Here is a 16,455-nt window from a genome sequence, read left to right as displayed (position 1 = left end):
TATTGCAAATTAGTGAATTTTCTATTTTTTGGAGCAAAATTTAAAATTTCAACAAGTATTTAGCTTAATCTTTTACTTTTTGACAGTTTTTATTCTGATTTATCGCTAAAAAAGAAAAAAAACAAAAGCCAAAATTATTTCTAATTTCAAGGCATGAACTCCATCAAGACGCTATGTGCCGCTTTACTTTTGGCGGCCTGCTCCTCCCCAAAACAAGAAACTGAAGTGATTGCCTCCACCCCTACACCCTTAAGTTATGAATTCCTGATCGGAACCTACACTGACTCTCCGATTCAAGGAATCAATCACCTCTATTTTTCTCCCTCAGAAAATATCCTGACGGTAGAGACCATCGCCGGTGGTATCGCCAATCCATCATTTGTCATCGCTTCAAAGGATGGAAAACGGGTTTTTTCCCTGGAAGAAGAATCAGGCACGCCGGGTGGGCAGGTGCTGAGTTTTGCAAGAAATCCCGATGACAATTCACTGACTTTGATCGATCAAAAAAAATCAGGAGGGGATCACCCTTGCCATATTTCGATTTCTCCCAATGAAGATTATGTGATTTTAGGAAATTACACGGGAGGAAGCTTGAGCGTATTCAAAGTGTCATCGGACGGAATGCTGGAACATGCGCAGACAATTCAGCATAAAGGAAAAAGTGTGAACCCTCAGCGACAGGAAAAACCCCACGTCCATAGTACGACTTTCGATCCGGCCGGAAAGCAGGTCTTGGTGGCTGACTTGGGTACGGACAAAATCTATGTGTATGACTTTGACGGTTCACAGGCAGAGCCTTTAAGACTTTCGGGTGAATTCCCTGTCACTCCGGGTGATGGACCAAGGCATTTGACCTTTTCGGCAGATGGAAAAGAGGTGTTGGTTGTCGAAGAAATGACTGCTTCTTTGGACGTATTTGCTTACGAAAATGGAACACTGACTCCAAAACAACGGCTATCCTTACTTGTTGAGGGATTTGAAGGCAAAGTAGGTGCTGCTGAAATCCGACTTTCTCCTGACGGAAAACAAGTATACGTCTCCAATCGAGGTGATGCGAATACGATTTCTGTTTTTGGAAAAAGACCTTCGGGAGAATATGTGCCTGTTCAAAATATCTCATCCGGAGGGCTGATGCCTCGCAATTTCAATTTGACTGCCGATGGAAAATACCTCCTGGTTGCTCATCAGGCAAGCAATGACATTGTGATTTTTGAACGGGATTCATTTACAGGAAAGCTCACACAGACTCTTTGGAAAGCAGCCGTTAATAAACCGGTTTATCTTTTTAGACTGGATGATTAATCTTTCAAACTACTGGTTCAAGGTCTTCAGACTGCCTTTGAAATAGATGTCTTTTTTTTACCGCAAAGGAAAAGAGAGTTAATAATTCAGGGATTACGATTGAAAAGATCTTCAATCCCTGCCTTCTTTTCAATACTTTTTGAGGGCACAGAGAAAAAGCTAAAGCTTTTGTTCTTGGTTTTGGGCTGTGGGGACACAGACCGAGGCGATTATTCTGGACTTTCCCAGCCCATTTCTGAATTGTAATGTATAAATCCTGAATGGACTTCCAAAGGAGATTCGAGATTGTTGTGGTACAGTTTGCCAGTGCCTAATCCCTGCGGAATGCTTGAATCATAAATCGAGGCCAACTGCGAAATGGCATTTAGCCCAATATTGCTTTCCAGCGCCGAAGTCATCCACCAACCGATGTTTCGCTCTTGCGCAAGCTGAATCCAGGCTTGAGTTTCCAAAATTCCCCCGATCAGTGTAGGCTTCAAAATAATATGTTGGGGTTGAATTTGCTCGAGGAGCTGTTCCTTATCTTTTATTCCGATCAGTTCCTCATCCAGCGCAATCGCCAAAGGTGTGACCTCACAGAGTTTTTTCATTTCAGCCCAATTTCCGGCTGGAATGGGTTGCTCGATGCTTTGAACATGGAATTCAGCTAGTTTTTTCAGCTTTTCCAGGGCATCATTTGGTGAAAAAGCCCCGTTTGCATCGAGGCGCAAGGTGATTTTTTCAGGTGAAAATCGGGAACGTATATAATCCAGAAGCGCTATTTCCTGACCGAAATCAATTGCTCCGATTTTCATCTTAATGCAGATAAATCCCTCGCTTAACTTCTGATCAATCTGCTCCAGCATAAACTCCCGATCACCCATCCAGATCAAGCCATTGATCGGAATTGGTTTTAGCGCATCAAAAAAGTCATTGGGTAAAATTCGTTTCTCGCCGCCATTCAACCAGTCCAAAATTGCTGTTTCCAAGCCAAATCGGATAGACGGAAGCTCAAATGGAATCAGGGCTTTCAGCTTTAAAAGCACCGCCTGGGGGTCTGATTCCCAAATTTCCTGATTCATCTTCCGAAGGATTTTTTCCAAAACGGATTCAAAATCCTCTCTAAAATCCGGACTCAACTTGACCAAGGGTGCCGCCTCCCCCCAACCGGAGATTTCGGGGTTTTTAGGATCAAACGTTTTGATCCAATACACATCCCGAGTCTTCAAGACTCCACGGGAAGTTCCGGCATCAAATCTGAAAACTAGGGTACGCTTGATGTATGAAAACTGAAGCTGAACTGTATTTACCATGGATTACTGTGCAAAAACCCGAAAGAATGGCTGATTGAAACCTATATTTGCGCCCGAAAACTAGCAAGAAATGGAGATTCCCAAGATCGACCTGAGTGAGTACGAATATACACTGCCTGATGAACGCATTGCTAAATTTCCGCTTGAAAAGCGGGATGCTTCGAAGCTTTTACATTTTCTGAAGGGAAATATCAAGCATCTTCATTTCTATGATCTTCCTGAGTTACTTTCTTCCGATACACTTTTGGTGTATAATGACACCAAAGTAATTCCGGCAAGGTTGATTTTCCAGCGGGAAACAGGTGCAAGAATTGAAATTTTCCTACTTCAGCCCATTGCCCCAACTACGGTAATCCCTGAAATCATGCTCGCCAACTATCCTGTCACATGGGAAACCATGATCGGGAATGCAAAGAAGTGGAAAGACGGAGAAATCCTTAAAGGACAAGTGCAGGTTAATGATCGGAAAGTCGTCCTTTCGGCTAAGTTGATTAACCGTGAAACCAAAGCCGTTGAATTCTCATGGGATGATCCTGAGATCGCTTTTGTCGATCTGGTCGAGGCCAGCGGTGAAGTTCCATTGCCCCCCTACCTCAACCGAAAACCCAATGAAGCCGACAAATCCCGCTATCAGACGGTCTATTCAAAAAAGGAGGGCGCTGTAGCAGCACCGACTGCAGGACTTCATTTCACGGAAGATGTTTTTCGGAAATTAAGGGCAAAAGGAATCCGGGAGGCGCAAGTCACGCTCCACGTGAGTGCGGGAACTTTCCAGCCAATTAAAGCTGAAAATGTACTGGAACACCCCATGCACAGCGAACAGATACAGGTAAGTCGGGAAACTATTGAGCAGCTGCTTGCCCAAAAAGGAAATACCGTAGCTGTAGGAACGACCTCGGTGAGGACCTTGGAAAGCCTATTTTGGTTTGGGGTAAAGCTATTGGAAGAGAAAGGTGAAGACTTTGTGATTGAAAAACTTTTTGCCTATCAAACTCGGACAGCAGTTCCGACAAAATCTGAATCCTTGCAAGCGATAGTGGAGTTCATGGAAAAAAATGGGCTGGAAAGCATCATGGGAAGTACCGAGATTTTCATATTCCCGGGCTATCGCTACCGGATGATTGAAGGATTGATCACCAATTTTCATCAACCGGGATCAACCCTGATTTTGTTGATTGCCACTATTCTTGGAGAAGATTGGAAAAGGGTCTACCGGGAGGCAATGGAATCTGATTACCGCTTCCTCAGCTACGGGGATAGCAGTTTACTTTGGATTTAATCCGGGTGACTTCCTAGTTTCTGAATTCCATTTACCAAATCGTGGTAATACGTTCTACCCACTGGCACGAGGTCCGTGGCAACTTTTATTTCCTTGGTATTGATTGCATTGATCTCAGATATCTGCACAATATAGCTTTTGTGAATCCGCATAAATCGATCGGAGGGAAGCGCAATTTCGAAATCTTTCAGAATATTCCGAACTGAAAACACGGAGTGACGGGCAACCAATGTTGTGTAATTCCCATCACCTTTGAGCCAAAGGATATCATCGTATTTCACTTTGACCAGATTTCCTTCAAACCTTACAAAAATGGCATCCGGGATCAGGATTTTTCCATCATTCTGAACTTCTATTTCCACATTCCTGATTCCATTTTCATTCGTACGGACCTCTTCTAATAGTTCTTTCATAGGATTGTAAGTTGTTTTTTAAAGGTCAATCCTGACCGCCGGCACGTGGATTGATTAATATCCCGATACGCAACGTTTACATCTTGCAGGAATTCATATCTAAAACCTTTGCGATTGCAACAGGATGTATAAGGAATTTGTTTTTTAGGCAGTAGTTTTGATTTTAATAATCCCTTGAATTTCAGCTGCCGCGAAAAATTATTCGGCTCAAAACGACTCACAATCTTATAAATTCAGGCCATTGCGCAGTTTTAACTTATTCAACTTCCGAAATGAAAATTATAACCTCCATTTTTTCGATTGTATTGATAGTAATGTTTTCCTGCGGGGAAAAAGAAAAACCCGCTAAGGCCATAGGCAAAGTAAGCATTACAGGAATGGAACTGCAGGACGGCTCTAAGCCGGCAGGAAGAACTCAGGCCAACTTCACCTGGAAGCATGTATTCAGCAACCAAGTCCAATTGACTTTTACCGAAGCAGGCAGCGGACAATCTTTCGAAATTTCTCTGAATCCAAATGATTTCAGTAAGCCTTATACCATCGCGTTGCCCTATGGAAGCTATCAATACCTTGGCACCTCCACTTCCGAGAGTGTTTCATCTACACTACCAGTCACCGTTTCCGGACAGATCAGTGTTGACGCTCCTACTGAGTCTTTATTATTGAATGGTAAATCAGACTTTGGCCTTTTTACCTTTTCAAAATCAAACCTTGCATCTGCACCAAAAATAATAACCCCCCAAGCCGGGACACTTTCTAGCATGAATGACTTTTACTATACTTATGTAAAGGGGGATTTATTACTAAAAACAGAGCTTGCGCTTACCAACGGAAAATCATTCCGAATAGTCAAGCCTTCCAAAAGCTTTTCTCAGCAACAATTCCAAATCGCAAATCAAGCTTCCGAAGCGCAGGATGTTTTCCAGCCTGCAAATTTTATCATTTCAGCGGAGCGTCTGATACTTGAGCCCAACGGATATCCGTCGGTGCTATTTCCATATCGGATTATGGATCTCGCCGCGCCATTCAATGAGACTTCCGGGCTACAATGGGTCAATGGCAGGCTGTTTTCGATCAATGACGGAGGAAATTCGGCCGAAATCCAGGAATTGAATCCGCAAACCGGAGCCTTGATCCGAACCATCAAAGTCAACAACGCTTCCAATGTAGATTGGGAGGATTTGGCAGCCAGCTCAAGTCATTTTTTTATCGGAGATTTTGGAAATAATATAGGAAACCGAACCGACTTGAAAGTCCTGAAAATTCCCATCACCTCACTTCTCAATCAGACCGAAGTGACGGCAGAAGTGATCGAATTCAGCTATCCGGATCAGAGTGATTTTTCGGGAAGCAACGCCAATCACAACTTTGACTGCGAAGCCATGATTTTCAGAGAAAATCAACTTCACCTTTTCTCCAAAAACAGGGGAGATGGACGAACAAAACATTATACACTCGCACCAAATCCGGGCAAACAGGTCGCAAGTCTGCAAGGCAGCTTTGATTCCAAGGGACTGATCACGGGGGCTGATATAAGTCCGGACGGAAAAAATGTTGTGCTCCTCGGCTACGAAAACCTGGGAATCAGCTCAAGGGTATTTCTTTGGTCTTTTGCTGCTATCTCCGGAGCTACACTTTCAGGACAGGGAAATCAATTCTTTTTGGGCAGTCCGGCAGGTCTAAGTCAAGCAGAAGGAATTGTGATTGACTCACAAATGGAATTAACGATTTCGGGGGAACGAATCAGTTTTAGTGGACTGACTGTTCCCCCGAGGTTATTTAAAGTAGATTTGGCAGGGATTTTTACCCCTTAGCCTTTTCGCATTTGTTTGTAGGCATTGATCAGCCCATTGGTCGAGCTGTCGTGGGAGGTGATTTCATTCTCACCTGCGAGTTCGGGAAGAATTCCATTTGCCAGCACTTTTCCCAGTTCCACTCCCCACTGATCAAAGCTGAAAATATTCCAAACAACCCCCTGCACAAAGATTTTGTGCTCGTACATCGCAATCAACTGCCCCAGTGTATAGGGATTGATTTCTTTCACCAAAATGGAGTTGGTCGGCCGATTTCCTTCAAAAACGCGGTGAGGCGCGATTTTTTCAATTTCTTCCTCTGATTTTCCGGACTTTCTCATTTCGGCAGTTACCTCTTCCAGGGACTTCCCATTCATCAAGGCTTCTGTCTGCGCAAAGAAGTTGGAAAGCAATTTCATGTGATGATCTCCGATTGGGTTATGAGAAATCGCCGGCGCGATGAAATCACAAGGAATCAGGTGTGTCCCCTGATGGATCAACTGATAGAAGGCATGCTGACCGTTAGTACCTGGCTCTCCCCAAATAATCGGGCCGGTACTATAGTTTACTTTTTTACCGTCACGAGTCACATATTTCCCATTGCTTTCCATATTTCCCTGCTGGAAATAGGCCGCAAAGCGATGCATGTATTGGTCATAGGGCAAAATTGCCTCTGAATTTGCGCCAAGAAAATTGGTATTCCAAATACCGATCATCGCCAGTACCACAGGGATATTCCGCTCAAAGGCCGAATGACGGAAATGTTCATCCATGGAATGAGCCCCGTCCAAAAGCTTTTCAAAATTATCAAATCCGATCACGCAGGCAATCGGTAAACCGATAGCTGACCAAAGGGAGTACCTGCCTCCTACCCAATCCCAAAAAGCAAACATATTGGCAGGATCAATACCGAAAGCTTCCACTGATTTGGCATTTGTGGAGAGTGCTACGAAATGCTTTGCAACAGCGGCCTCATCTTTTGCTTTTCCAATAAACCATTCCCTTGCTGTATGGGCATTAGTCATCGTTTCCTGAGTGGTAAAGGTTTTGGAAGCGATGAAGAAAAGGGTGGTTTCGGGGTCAACCTTCTTTAAAGTTTCGGCGATATGAGTACCGTCGACATTGGACACAAAATAGATGTCAAGTTTAGGGTTTTGGAATGGCTTCAATGCCTCAGTCACCATCACCGGACCCAAGTCAGATCCACCGATACCGATATTGACCAGAGATGTGATCGGCTTACCGGTATATCCGAGCCATCTGCCCCCGTGGACCAGATTGGCGAAAGTTTTCATTTGCTCCAAAACAGCCTTAATATCCGGCATCACGTCCTTTCCATCCACATACACCGAATGACCATTTCGGTTTCTCAAAGCCGTATGAAGCACAGCTCTGTTTTCGGTTTGGTTGATTGGTACACCTGTAAACATATCCTCTATTGCCTTCCGAATATTTGTTTCCCGGGCTAAATCCATTAAGGCATGAAGAATTCCATCAGAGATCCTATTTTTCGAAAAATCCACAAGGAAATCTTCAAAGTGAATGCTGAACTCTTCAAATCGTCCCGGATAATCAAAATGTGAAGCGATAGAGTGATTTTTATGTTTTTCTACTAATTCAAGTAGTCTTGACCAGGCAGGCGTAGTCATTGGATTAATTGCATTCATGAAATTTTGAATAATAGGAATGAAGGACAAAAATAAGATTTAAATCGGGGGAATGAAGGTGAAAGTGGACGGAATGTGCCAATTCTTTGACACAATCGAAGTTTGACATTTGGGGGAACTGAGTAAAAATCCCAAGGCGGTAAAAAAGTAAAAGGATATGGAAGTGAATTCAGGACAGGAAAATAACCTGAATTGGATTTTGTATCTAATCCTTGGATTTCCATTTTATTCACTCTTAGTTTGAAAATCTAGCTTGTGAATTCTGAAATGCGAAAAATTTTAAATGTTTTAAGCCTTTTTATTTTTTGGTGGGGATTCACCCCATGCATAGTCAATGCCCAATCCTTGGCTCCAATACGGCTGAATAAGCATTATTTCGAAATCCCGGCCGAAGATTCTGTCAATCATGTTTTCAACAAAATCGAATCATACACCAAAGACTCGGTGAAGTTGGAGCGGATTTTCACATTAAACAATAAGATCAACCGCATCATCAGATCCTCAACCAAAAAAGAAGATTTTCAGGAAAACATTATTGAGCAGTATGATAATTATGGAAATCTGCTTTGGAAAGAAACCATCAACTTGGCAAACTCCAAGTATTTAAGAACCTACTTTTTCGATGGAGAGCAAATTGGTCAAGTCCTGCATACAGGAAATCGCAACTTTGTCATCCATCGGGCTGGAGATGCTGAACCGCAGGAAAGTTTTTTTGACGATTTTCTTCCAAAAAATCAAAAAGTCAAAAAAGGTGAGGGCGTTTACTCGGGCCTGACCATCTCCATGGAAGGAAAAGAATGGCCCGAAGACGAGCAACTGGTCTATTTCGGAATTTATGTCGACGAAGTAGGAAAGGCGGAATCCATAGAGTGGGCAAACCCGCTCGGAACATCGCAAAAATACGCATTACAATTTCTTCCTGTCCTGAGAAATTGGGCAACGAAATTTGAACCGGCCATGGATCCATTTGGAAATCCTGTAGGAAAGTGGATTTACCTCCATTTTCATATCGGTGGAGCCAGGCGTGTGGATCGAATCGTGTTTAAATAATTTCAAAAAAACGAATCAATGGTGCTACTAAGAAATCTATTGCTTACGGTGTTAATCCATTTCTCCAGCTATATGTATGCCCAAGATCGAATTCCCTTGAATAAGCATTTTTATCAAGTTGAAAATCCAAAAACAGATGAGGTCTTTTTTACCCGCTTGGAAAATCGGACTCAGGCTGGAGACACTGTCGTCTGGATTTTTGACCTCCAAAACAGAATGGTTAGCCAAAGCAGGATAAGCATCAATCCTGAGGGGAATTTTAGGCAGGAAGTCACAGAATACTTTGACTCAATGAATAATCGGACCAGCCAAACCATCCTAAACCTGGAAAACTCAAAGTACATCACTGCATACTTTGAAAATGGCATGAAAAAAGGAGAGGTTTTCAAAGAGGATATTAACAAGTACCACATCTGGAGACAAAATCCTGACTCTTCTTACCTCAATGATTACGATGACTTCAAGCCCGGTTTCAACCCAAATGACCTCAATGATTTTTATGCCAAAAACCTTACTTATCCCTTAGCTGCTAGAAGGTCAGGGGCTCAGGGGACAGTCATTGTAGCTATCTTGATATCAGGATCGGGGGAAGCCAAAGCGATAGAATTGGCCAATGGAATACAGCTCGATCCAGTATTGAGTGAGGAAGCACTTCGGGTGGTCCGGTTATTTAAGGGCCCCTATACTCCTGCATTGGACTTGAAAGGGAAACCCATTGAAAAATGGCTATACATTCCCGTAAGGTTTAAGTTAAGCTGAATCTTTAATTAGAAAGAACGGAACAAAAGCGTTGATTTTCAGATCTAATCCTATTTCTTTACCTGCTTGATCAAATTTGGCTTTTGTGGAAATTCTCGTTCTTAAAATTCTCATTTCCTTTTTTATCGCTTTCACTTGGATTCCATTGATCAAACTTGATTATTGGTGGGTTCGGGTGTTTGATTATCCACGTTTCCAAAAACTATCTGTTTTTGCTACGCTGATGATCTTTTGGATGCTTTTGGGTCGTGAGGATGCTGGATTTTGGTATTGGACTGCCGGTATTTTTGTCAGTATGAGCTATCTGGTTTTTTTAGTTTGGCCCTATTCAATTCTTGGAAAAAAAATGGTTCAAAAAGAACCCTATGATCCTGAAAAAGGTATTCACCTAATCGTAGGAAATGTCTTTCAATACAATAGGGAGTTTGAAAAAACGCTGAATCTGATTCAAATTAAAGACCCTGATCTTGTTTTTCTAGTTGAAACCGACCAGACTTGGGCAGATGCACTTACTCCCCTCCACCTGACCTTTGAACATCGGATATTACTTCCTTTAGAAAACACCTACGGGCTAGTCCTTTATTCCAAACTGCCATTTAAGCGACAGCAGATTCATTACTTGATCAATGAAGAAATCCCTTCTTTGGAAATAGATGTTGAACTTCGAAACGGTCAACTGATTACCATCTATGCAATCCATCCGGCACCGCCTGTGCCAGGTGAGAGTCTAAGTTCGACAGAGCGCGATGCGGAAATACTGGTAGTCGGGAAAAAATCAAAGGAAAATCCTCAGACCTCGCTTGTGATCGGAGACCTAAATGATGTCGCATGGAGCTATACGACTTCCCTCTTTTTGAAAATTTCCGAAATGGCCGATCCACGTCGGGGACGAGGCTTTTACAATACGTTTCATGCCAAATACCCCTTTTTCAGGTGGCCCTTGGATCATGTGTTTTTGAGCAAACATTTTGGACTATCCAAGATCCATGTGCTCAAGTCGATTGGATCAGATCATTTTCCGATTGAACTGAAAGCCACTTTGGCAAAGCAAAAATCGACGGACCGAGAAAAAGCTTCTCCGGAGGAAAAAAAGGAAGCCAATGAAAAAATCAGCAATGGCAAAAAGGAAAACAGTTAAAATCTAAACAGCTGATGTTCCAGTCTTTGGATCAGATTTACCACAAAAAAAAAACCGATCATTTCTGATCGGTTTTGAACCTTAGTTATCTGAAGCAGCTTTTTCTTCTGCCTTGGCTTTACGCTTAAATCCTCTGTTGAAAGGCCAGGTATATTCCAACGCCTCCAATCCTTTGCTCAGTTTGTAAGTGGCAGAGTCGGTGTTTTCCATCGTACTGCGCAAAGACTCGGCAAAACCGGGATCATTGAGCAACATTCCCATGGAATTGTCAGAGGAGTTTAATTTATCCGTGATCTCCGATAGCTTTTGGGTCAATTCTGCAGAGTTAGCTGTGGTGGCTTTGAGACTTTCCATGCTTGCTTTGAGATCCGGAGCGATTGAAGTATCCGTAGCCAGATCGTTGAATAAATTCCCTTTGGTATTGAGTTTTGCAGTGAAGCTATTCAACTCATTGATCACCTTTAAGCTATTGGAAGACGCTCTGTCAAGATTAACCACAATTGATTTGAAGTTTTTGGCCAATGTAGAGTCAGTCATCACTGAACCGACGATTCCTTCTCCATTTGCAATTTTCCCTGTCAACACTTTTAGATCTGTGGTGATTGCTACCAGATTTTTGTTGTTCTCCTGGAGTGTTTCCATCATTTTATCTGTGTCTAAAGGCATCACAGACTCAAGTCTGTCTCCGTCCAATACGGCAGGAAAGTCAGTACTGCCTCCGTATAGCACGATAATTTTGTTCCCGATCAATCCGTCTGAACTGATGGTAGCTTTTGAGTTTTTGCGGATAAAATCAACCGAAGATTTTTCCACATTCATTTCCACTTCGACCTGGGAGTCACCGTAGAAATTGATCTTTCTCACCGTACCGATTTTAACACCGGAAAACCATACATTATTTCCGGCCTGAAGCCCACCCACATCATCAAAAACAGTCTTAAGATGTACAGACTTAACAAATTTTTTCTGCTGACCGCCCAGGGTCATCACGCCTGCCACCAGTATAGCTATTCCGAGAAATACAAAGATTCCTACTATAACAGATCGCTTATTTTCGCCTCTCATGAGTTTATAAAATTATAATCGTAAAATGATTTTACACGTTCGTCTTCCGCATTTGGGAATACTTCGTTAAAGGTTCCAACCGATTTGAACTGACCGTCCAATAATACTGCCATTCGGTCGCCCGTCTGCTTGGCGCAGGTTAAATCGTGGGTAATGACAATGGAAGAAGTCTTGTATTGTTCCCTGACGTCAAGAATAAGATTATTGATATCCACGCAGGTAATGGGATCAAGACCGGCCGTCGGTTCATCATACAGCATGATATCAGGGTTGAGGATCAATGTCCGGGCTACACCGATTCGTTTCTTTTGACCTCCCGATAATTCGGACGGCAGTTGGTTAATCGTTTGGGGGAGACCCACACTGTCGAGAAGTTCTTCTATTCGTCTATCAATTTCCTTTCGACTTAGGTTTTTCTCATTTCTAACCAAAGGGAATTCCATGTTTTCCCGGACCGTCATACTATCATACAAGGCAGAACTTTGAAATGAAAAACCAATCCTCAGCCGCATAGCATTGAGAGGTTTCTTTTTCAATTGGGCAATTTCTTGCCCAAACACTTTCATGCTTCCTGAATCTTGAGTCAATAACCCAACCATGATTTTGATCAAAACCGATTTTCCAGATCCTGATTTTCCCAAAACCACTAATATTTCTTCATTGAATAAATCCAAATCAACACCTTGTAACACCTTCAGATCTCCGAAAGATTTTCTTAGGTCTTTAATTTCTACTACTTTTTCTTGCTGGTTCATAGCTTAAGATCCTCTGATGGCATTGACAATTTGAAGTACTAGCAATTCCTCAATGAATATCAAAAACATCGCCATTACCACGGCAGCATTTGCTGCTCGACCCACTCCTTCTGTTCCTTTGGATGAATTATATCCCTTGTAACAACCCACTATGCCGATTGTAAACCCAAATAACACTGATTTAAACAAAGAAGAGGTGATATCCAGGAACGTAATGGACTCAAATACCTGAACAAAAAACGTGGTCATACTTACCATCTCGTTTTTATTTACACTCAAAAATGAACCCATCAAGGCTACAAAATCAGTGTACATCACCAACAAGGGAATCATGAATGTGGTGGCTAGGACGCGTGTTACCACCAGAAATTTGAAAGGATTAGTGGCGGAAACTTCCATTGCGTCGATTTGCTCGGTCACCTTCATGGAACCGATTTCGGCTCCAATACTTGATCCTACTTTACCAGCGGCAATCAGCGCTGTGACCAATGGACCCATGGCACGGACTACAGCAATCGAGATCAAGGAGGGAAGCCAGGATGCTGCCCCAAATTCAGAAAGTGATGGACGCGATTGATTCGTAAATACGACCCCTACAATGAACCCAGTGAGAGAAATCAGCGGAAGGGATTCTACCCCAATTCTATAACACTGATGGATTACTTCCTTAAACTCATATGGTGGAAATAAGACCTCCTGAAAGAATCGCTTTACAAAATTCCAAGCATCTGCAAGTCCTGTAAAAAACTTATCAATTTTCTTTGAAAGCAAAGGCTTGCGATCATCTGGTTCTTCAGCCATATTTAATTATCTGATTTCCGAAATTACGTATTTTTCTTAAAAGCAATAATTGAAACAAGCTACATGCCAAGGATGAAAATTAAATCAGATTCTTGAATTGGCTTTTCAAAAAACCCTGATATCCGAGAATCGTCATTTGCACGATGACGGTCATTTGGATAAATGGATCCGGAAAGCAGGTAAAATTTTCCTTTGAAATCACTCCTATGGATCTCTTCCAAAAATTGCCAGCCATCCATCTTATTCAAATTGATATCTGAAATAACGACATCCGGCGGAGTACTTTGAATAAAATTTAAGGCCGAAACAGCATCTTCAAAAAAAAACAAATCCACTTCACTTTTTAGAAGCCCCACTCTTTTTCGAAACAGGAGATGCTGGATTTTATCATCGTCCAATACTAAAATTTTCCTTCTTGGAAATTCATTCATGACTAGAAAAATATGTGATTAGTTGTAAGGAGAATCATTTTTTTCAGAATCAAAGAAACGAAAAAAATAAATGGTTGGATGGAGGTTTAAAGTTTGAATCAGTCTTTTTGATTGCCCAATCTTGTACAAGACTGAATGGGTTCATGTTTTTTAGCCTAGCCTAAATTTTTTAGGCTCGGCAAATTATGATGGATCAAAATCACTCTTATATTATTTGTAAATCAGCTAGTTGAATTTATTTAATTAAACTTTTTAAAGAGGTAATTATTTCAGAATAATTCCGGATTTAACATTACCTCAGGCCCCTCCTCCCCCACTTATTCTTGTAAATATTTTTCCGTATCTCACCTAAAAGAAGATCCACTTATGGAAAAAAAGCTAATTTTAGTGCATGCCTGAACTAACTCAAGAGCCGAAGAAAAAGAGAATAAAACGGAGCGGTTTGATCCGCATGTTGGTATACCTGCGCCAACGATTTGACCTGGAAGAGGGCAAAGAGGACGAACTCGAAACCATCGAATACATCTCAAAAAACGTCGAATTCAAAGGTGCCAATCTCTGGATTTTGATATTTGCCATTCTCGTCGCTTCGGTCGGATTGAATGTAAATTCTACGGCAGTGATCATCGGTGCCATGTTAATTTCACCCCTCATGGGACCCATCATGGGGATCGGTATGGCAGCAGGTATCAATGACTTTGAACTGCTCAAACGATCTTTTAGAAATTTGCTCGTGGCGGTCTTTATCGCCATTCTTACTTCGACGATTTATTTCTCGATCACTCCTATTTATGGAGCTGAATCAGAACTTCTGGCACGAACTGAGCCCACAGTTTGGGATGTGTTGATCGCATTATTCGGAGGACTTGCGGGTATTGTTGCTGGATCGAGGAAGGAGAAAAGTAATGCAATTCCGGGTGTGGCTATCGCCACTGCTTTGATGCCACCACTCTGTACGGCTGGTTATGGACTAGCCACGGGCAACCTACTTTACTTTTTTGGGGCCTTCTATTTGTTCTTTATTAACTCTGTTTTCATCAGCTTATCGACCTACTTGATTGTACGTTTTATGGGCTATCCCAAAAAGCATTTTTTGGACGCTACCCGGGAAAAGCGAGTGCAAACCTACATCACTATTTTCACGATTCTGACCTTGATACCCAGTGTTTATTTGGCCTACGGTATTGTCAAAAAAACTATTTGGAACGAGCAAGCGAGGCAGTTTGTCGCGATTGAAATGCAATTTCCCCGAACTCAAGTTTTGAATACCACCTATGAATACACCAACACCAGTCGGATGATTGAGATCAGTCTGATCGGAGATTTGGTTTCCGAGGAAGAGATTGCAATTTTAAAAAATAAAATCACTGCAATGGGGCTCAACGAAACTGAGCTTGTCATCAATCAAAGCGGCAGCAAGGGCACTGACATTAATGTCCTGAGAAACGATATTCTCAAGGATCTTTATGAGCGAAATGAGGGGCTAATTATTGACAAAGACCGAAAAATCGCCCTGTTAGAACGTGAGCTTTCGGAAGATGCCCAGATCCGGTCCCTCAGTAGAGAGGTAGCCAATGAGGCTGTAATCCATCATCCCAACTTGAAAAAATTCAGTCTGGGAAGGTCGATTTTTACGGATTTGGAAAAAAACAAAACCGACACGCTGATTTCGGCCTATGCATCCTTTCAGCCAAAACCCCAACGTACCGAAATTAAAAAGCTACAGGATTGGCTGAAAATCAGAACAAAATCAGATACCGTAGCACTTATCATAGACTAGACCAAAAATCCATGAAAACACTAATCTTCCCTATTCTGCTGATCCTGACCTTTTGCGGATCAGCTTTCGCTCAAGACGCTTACGATGAAGCTCTGGCGCAAAAACTCGGTGCCGATGAGTATGGCATGCGAAAATATGTAATGGCCTTCTTGTTCAGGGGTGATAAGGTCAATGATTTCACTCCTCAACAGCGATCCGAAATCCAAGCCGGACATATGGCCAACATTGGCAAAATGGCTGAAATGGGAAAATTGATCGTTGCAGGACCATTTATGGGAAATGATGACTTGCGGGGAATCTACATCTTTGACGTTCAAACCTTAGAAGAAGCCAAAGCACTTACCGAAACCGACCCTGCAATCATTGCCGGAGTTTTGAAAATGGATTTGAAGGAATGGTACGGTTCAGCGGCATTGATGATGCTGCCGGAGCTATATCCGAAAGTGACGAAGAAGAGTTTTTAGAGGGCAGTGGCAGTGTTCAGTGATCAGTGATCAGTCTCAGTGGCATTGTTTGTCAGGCTGAGCGGAGTCGAAGGCGGTTATCGGTGTTCTATTAACGGGAATTAAAAAAATGAAAATAATACAAATAATTACAGCCTTATCTCTTTTGACTTCTTGTGAACAGGTAAACACAAAAACTGAAGAGGAGTCGAAAGTCCGAAAAACAGAAGAAGTTGAATTTACAAAATTGAGTTTAGCCGACACGACAATATATTTCATGTGGAGAGACTTAAAGTACGATTCGACACTCAATAACTCCTTTAGCTCAATATTTCTGAATTTAGAATCACTACTGTCCGACTAAAATATAATAGTCGGTTAATTCTTTTTCTATTCGTCTAATTTGGGGGTTTTCAGGTAGAATTTGGTAAGTGAAGCCCCCTATGGTGGGAAAATGTTCATTTGGGAGGATTTTGCGAGGTTTTCT

15 protein-coding genes are annotated in these 16,455 nt (G+C 42.1%); 8 read left to right on the top strand and 7 right to left on the bottom strand.

The features are described from left to right. Window positions 1–153: 153 nt before the first annotated feature. Window positions 154–1,302: a lactonase family protein gene (locus Q8M62_RS00125; RefSeq protein ID WP_304901295.1), complete on the top strand. Its 1,149-nt coding sequence runs from the start codon at window positions 154–156 to the stop codon at window positions 1,300–1,302. 209 nt (window positions 1,303–1,511) lie between these two features. Here the strand turns inward: Q8M62_RS00125 and Q8M62_RS00120 are convergent, their stop codons facing one another. Beyond that, window positions 1,512–2,594 (bottom strand): o-succinylbenzoate synthase, encoded by a 1,083-nt coding sequence (locus tag Q8M62_RS00120; RefSeq protein WP_304901296.1) that lies wholly within the window; start codon window positions 2,592–2,594, stop codon window positions 1,512–1,514. A gap of 70 nt (window positions 2,595–2,664) precedes the next feature. Between Q8M62_RS00120 and Q8M62_RS00115 the strand changes: the two genes are divergently transcribed. Continuing rightward, window positions 2,665–3,873, top strand: coding sequence for an S-adenosylmethionine:tRNA ribosyltransferase-isomerase (locus Q8M62_RS00115; protein WP_304901297.1), 1,209 nt, complete (start codon window positions 2,665–2,667; stop codon window positions 3,871–3,873). Here Q8M62_RS00115 and Q8M62_RS00110 read toward each other — a convergent pair. Further along, the gene (locus Q8M62_RS00110) at window positions 3,870–4,286 is read right to left on the bottom strand and encodes a LytTR family DNA-binding domain-containing protein (protein WP_304901298.1); all 417 of its coding nucleotides are present in this window, start codon (window positions 4,284–4,286) and stop codon (window positions 3,870–3,872) included. The genes Q8M62_RS00115 and Q8M62_RS00110 overlap by 4 nt on opposite strands. 272 nt (window positions 4,287–4,558) lie before the next feature. Between Q8M62_RS00110 and Q8M62_RS00105 the strand changes: the two genes are divergently transcribed. After that, window positions 4,559–6,100 carry a hypothetical protein gene (locus Q8M62_RS00105; protein WP_304901299.1) on the top strand — a complete coding sequence of 514 codons (1,542 nt, stop codon included), beginning with the start codon at window positions 4,559–4,561 and terminating at the stop codon, window positions 6,098–6,100. On the opposite strand, the gene pgi is transcribed toward Q8M62_RS00105, so the two are convergent. After that, a complete protein-coding gene (gene pgi, locus Q8M62_RS00100; RefSeq protein WP_304901300.1) occupies window positions 6,097–7,746 on the bottom strand; it encodes a glucose-6-phosphate isomerase in 1,650 nt (549 codons plus the stop codon). The genes Q8M62_RS00105 and pgi overlap by 4 nt on opposite strands. 267 nt (window positions 7,747–8,013) lie before the next feature. On the opposite strand from pgi, the gene Q8M62_RS00095 reads away from it, so the two are divergent. The 3 genes from Q8M62_RS00095 to Q8M62_RS00085 all read left to right on the top strand — a co-directional run bounded on the left by Q8M62_RS00095 (window position 8,014) and on the right by Q8M62_RS00085 (window position 10,693). After that, on the top strand, window positions 8,014–8,796 hold the full coding sequence (locus Q8M62_RS00095; protein ID WP_304901301.1) for a hypothetical protein: 783 nt from the start codon (window positions 8,014–8,016) through the stop codon (window positions 8,794–8,796). An 18-nt stretch (window positions 8,797–8,814) separates the two neighbouring features. Continuing rightward, a complete protein-coding gene (locus Q8M62_RS00090; protein ID WP_304901302.1) occupies window positions 8,815–9,555 on the top strand; it encodes an energy transducer TonB in 741 nt (246 codons plus the stop codon). 85 nt (window positions 9,556–9,640) lie between these two features. Next, window positions 9,641–10,693: an endonuclease/exonuclease/phosphatase family protein gene (locus Q8M62_RS00085; RefSeq protein WP_304901303.1), complete on the top strand. Its 1,053-nt coding sequence runs from the start codon at window positions 9,641–9,643 to the stop codon at window positions 10,691–10,693. A gap of 81 nt (window positions 10,694–10,774) precedes the next feature. Here the strand turns inward: Q8M62_RS00085 and Q8M62_RS00080 are convergent, their stop codons facing one another. The 4 genes from Q8M62_RS00080 to Q8M62_RS00065 are packed head-to-tail and all read right to left on the bottom strand — an operon-like array spanning window position 10,775 to window position 13,745. After that, a complete protein-coding gene (locus tag Q8M62_RS00080; RefSeq protein WP_304901304.1) occupies window positions 10,775–11,758 on the bottom strand; it encodes an MlaD family protein in 984 nt (327 codons plus the stop codon). Beyond that, complete coding sequence (locus tag Q8M62_RS00075; protein ID WP_304901305.1) at window positions 11,755–12,513, bottom strand: ABC transporter ATP-binding protein; 759 nt, start codon at window positions 12,511–12,513, stop codon at window positions 11,755–11,757. Before Q8M62_RS00075 ends, Q8M62_RS00080 begins: the two co-directional genes overlap by 4 nt. A 3-nt stretch (window positions 12,514–12,516) precedes the next feature. After that, the gene (locus tag Q8M62_RS00070; RefSeq protein WP_304901306.1) at window positions 12,517–13,314 is read right to left on the bottom strand and encodes an ABC transporter permease; all 798 of its coding nucleotides are present in this window, start codon (window positions 13,312–13,314) and stop codon (window positions 12,517–12,519) included. 59 nt (window positions 13,315–13,373) lie between these two features. Next, the gene (locus tag Q8M62_RS00065; protein ID WP_304901307.1) at window positions 13,374–13,745 is read right to left on the bottom strand and encodes a response regulator; all 372 of its coding nucleotides are present in this window, start codon (window positions 13,743–13,745) and stop codon (window positions 13,374–13,376) included. 391 nt (window positions 13,746–14,136) lie between these two features. Between Q8M62_RS00065 and Q8M62_RS00060 the strand changes: the two genes are divergently transcribed. Both Q8M62_RS00060 and Q8M62_RS00055 read left to right on the top strand, forming a co-directional pair. Beyond that, window positions 14,137–15,525 (top strand): TIGR00341 family protein, encoded by a 1,389-nt coding sequence (locus Q8M62_RS00060; protein ID WP_304901308.1) that lies wholly within the window; start codon window positions 14,137–14,139, stop codon window positions 15,523–15,525. An 11-nt stretch (window positions 15,526–15,536) separates the two neighbouring features. Next, a complete protein-coding gene (locus tag Q8M62_RS00055; protein WP_304901309.1) occupies window positions 15,537–15,989 on the top strand; it encodes a YciI family protein in 453 nt (150 codons plus the stop codon). The last annotated feature ends 466 nt before the right edge of the window (window positions 15,990–16,455 follow it).

Source organism: Algoriphagus sp., assembly GCF_030694375.1.
GTDB lineage: Bacteria > Bacteroidota > Bacteroidia > Cytophagales > Cyclobacteriaceae > Algoriphagus.
Note: the sequence above shows the minus strand (reverse complement) of the source record. Positions and strands in the feature narration are given on the sequence as shown.

Coding starts and splice junctions, on each gene's coding strand:
- Q8M62_RS00125 (WP_304901295.1), top strand. CDS start 154: ATGAACTCCATCAAGACGCTATGTGCCGCTTTACTTTTGGCGGCCTGC.
- Q8M62_RS00120 (WP_304901296.1), bottom strand. CDS start 2,594: ATGGTAAATACAGTTCAGCTTCAGTTTTCATACATCAAGCGTACCCTA.
- Q8M62_RS00115 (WP_304901297.1), top strand. CDS start 2,665: ATGGAGATTCCCAAGATCGACCTGAGTGAGTACGAATATACACTGCCT.
- Q8M62_RS00110 (WP_304901298.1), bottom strand. CDS start 4,286: ATGAAAGAACTATTAGAAGAGGTCCGTACGAATGAAAATGGAATCAGG.
- Q8M62_RS00105 (WP_304901299.1), top strand. CDS start 4,559: ATGAAAATTATAACCTCCATTTTTTCGATTGTATTGATAGTAATGTTT.
- pgi (WP_304901300.1), bottom strand. CDS start 7,746: ATGAATGCAATTAATCCAATGACTACGCCTGCCTGGTCAAGACTACTT.
- Q8M62_RS00095 (WP_304901301.1), top strand. CDS start 8,014: ATGCGAAAAATTTTAAATGTTTTAAGCCTTTTTATTTTTTGGTGGGGA.
- Q8M62_RS00090 (WP_304901302.1), top strand. CDS start 8,815: ATGGTGCTACTAAGAAATCTATTGCTTACGGTGTTAATCCATTTCTCC.
- Q8M62_RS00080 (WP_304901304.1), bottom strand. CDS start 11,758: ATGAGAGGCGAAAATAAGCGATCTGTTATAGTAGGAATCTTTGTATTT.
- Q8M62_RS00075 (WP_304901305.1), bottom strand. CDS start 12,513: ATGAACCAGCAAGAAAAAGTAGTAGAAATTAAAGACCTAAGAAAATCT.
- Q8M62_RS00070 (WP_304901306.1), bottom strand. CDS start 13,314: ATGGCTGAAGAACCAGATGATCGCAAGCCTTTGCTTTCAAAGAAAATT.
- Q8M62_RS00065 (WP_304901307.1), bottom strand. CDS start 13,745: ATGAATGAATTTCCAAGAAGGAAAATTTTAGTATTGGACGATGATAAA.
- Q8M62_RS00060 (WP_304901308.1), top strand. CDS start 14,137: ATGCCTGAACTAACTCAAGAGCCGAAGAAAAAGAGAATAAAACGGAGC.
- Q8M62_RS00055 (WP_304901309.1), top strand. CDS start 15,537: ATGAAAACACTAATCTTCCCTATTCTGCTGATCCTGACCTTTTGCGGA.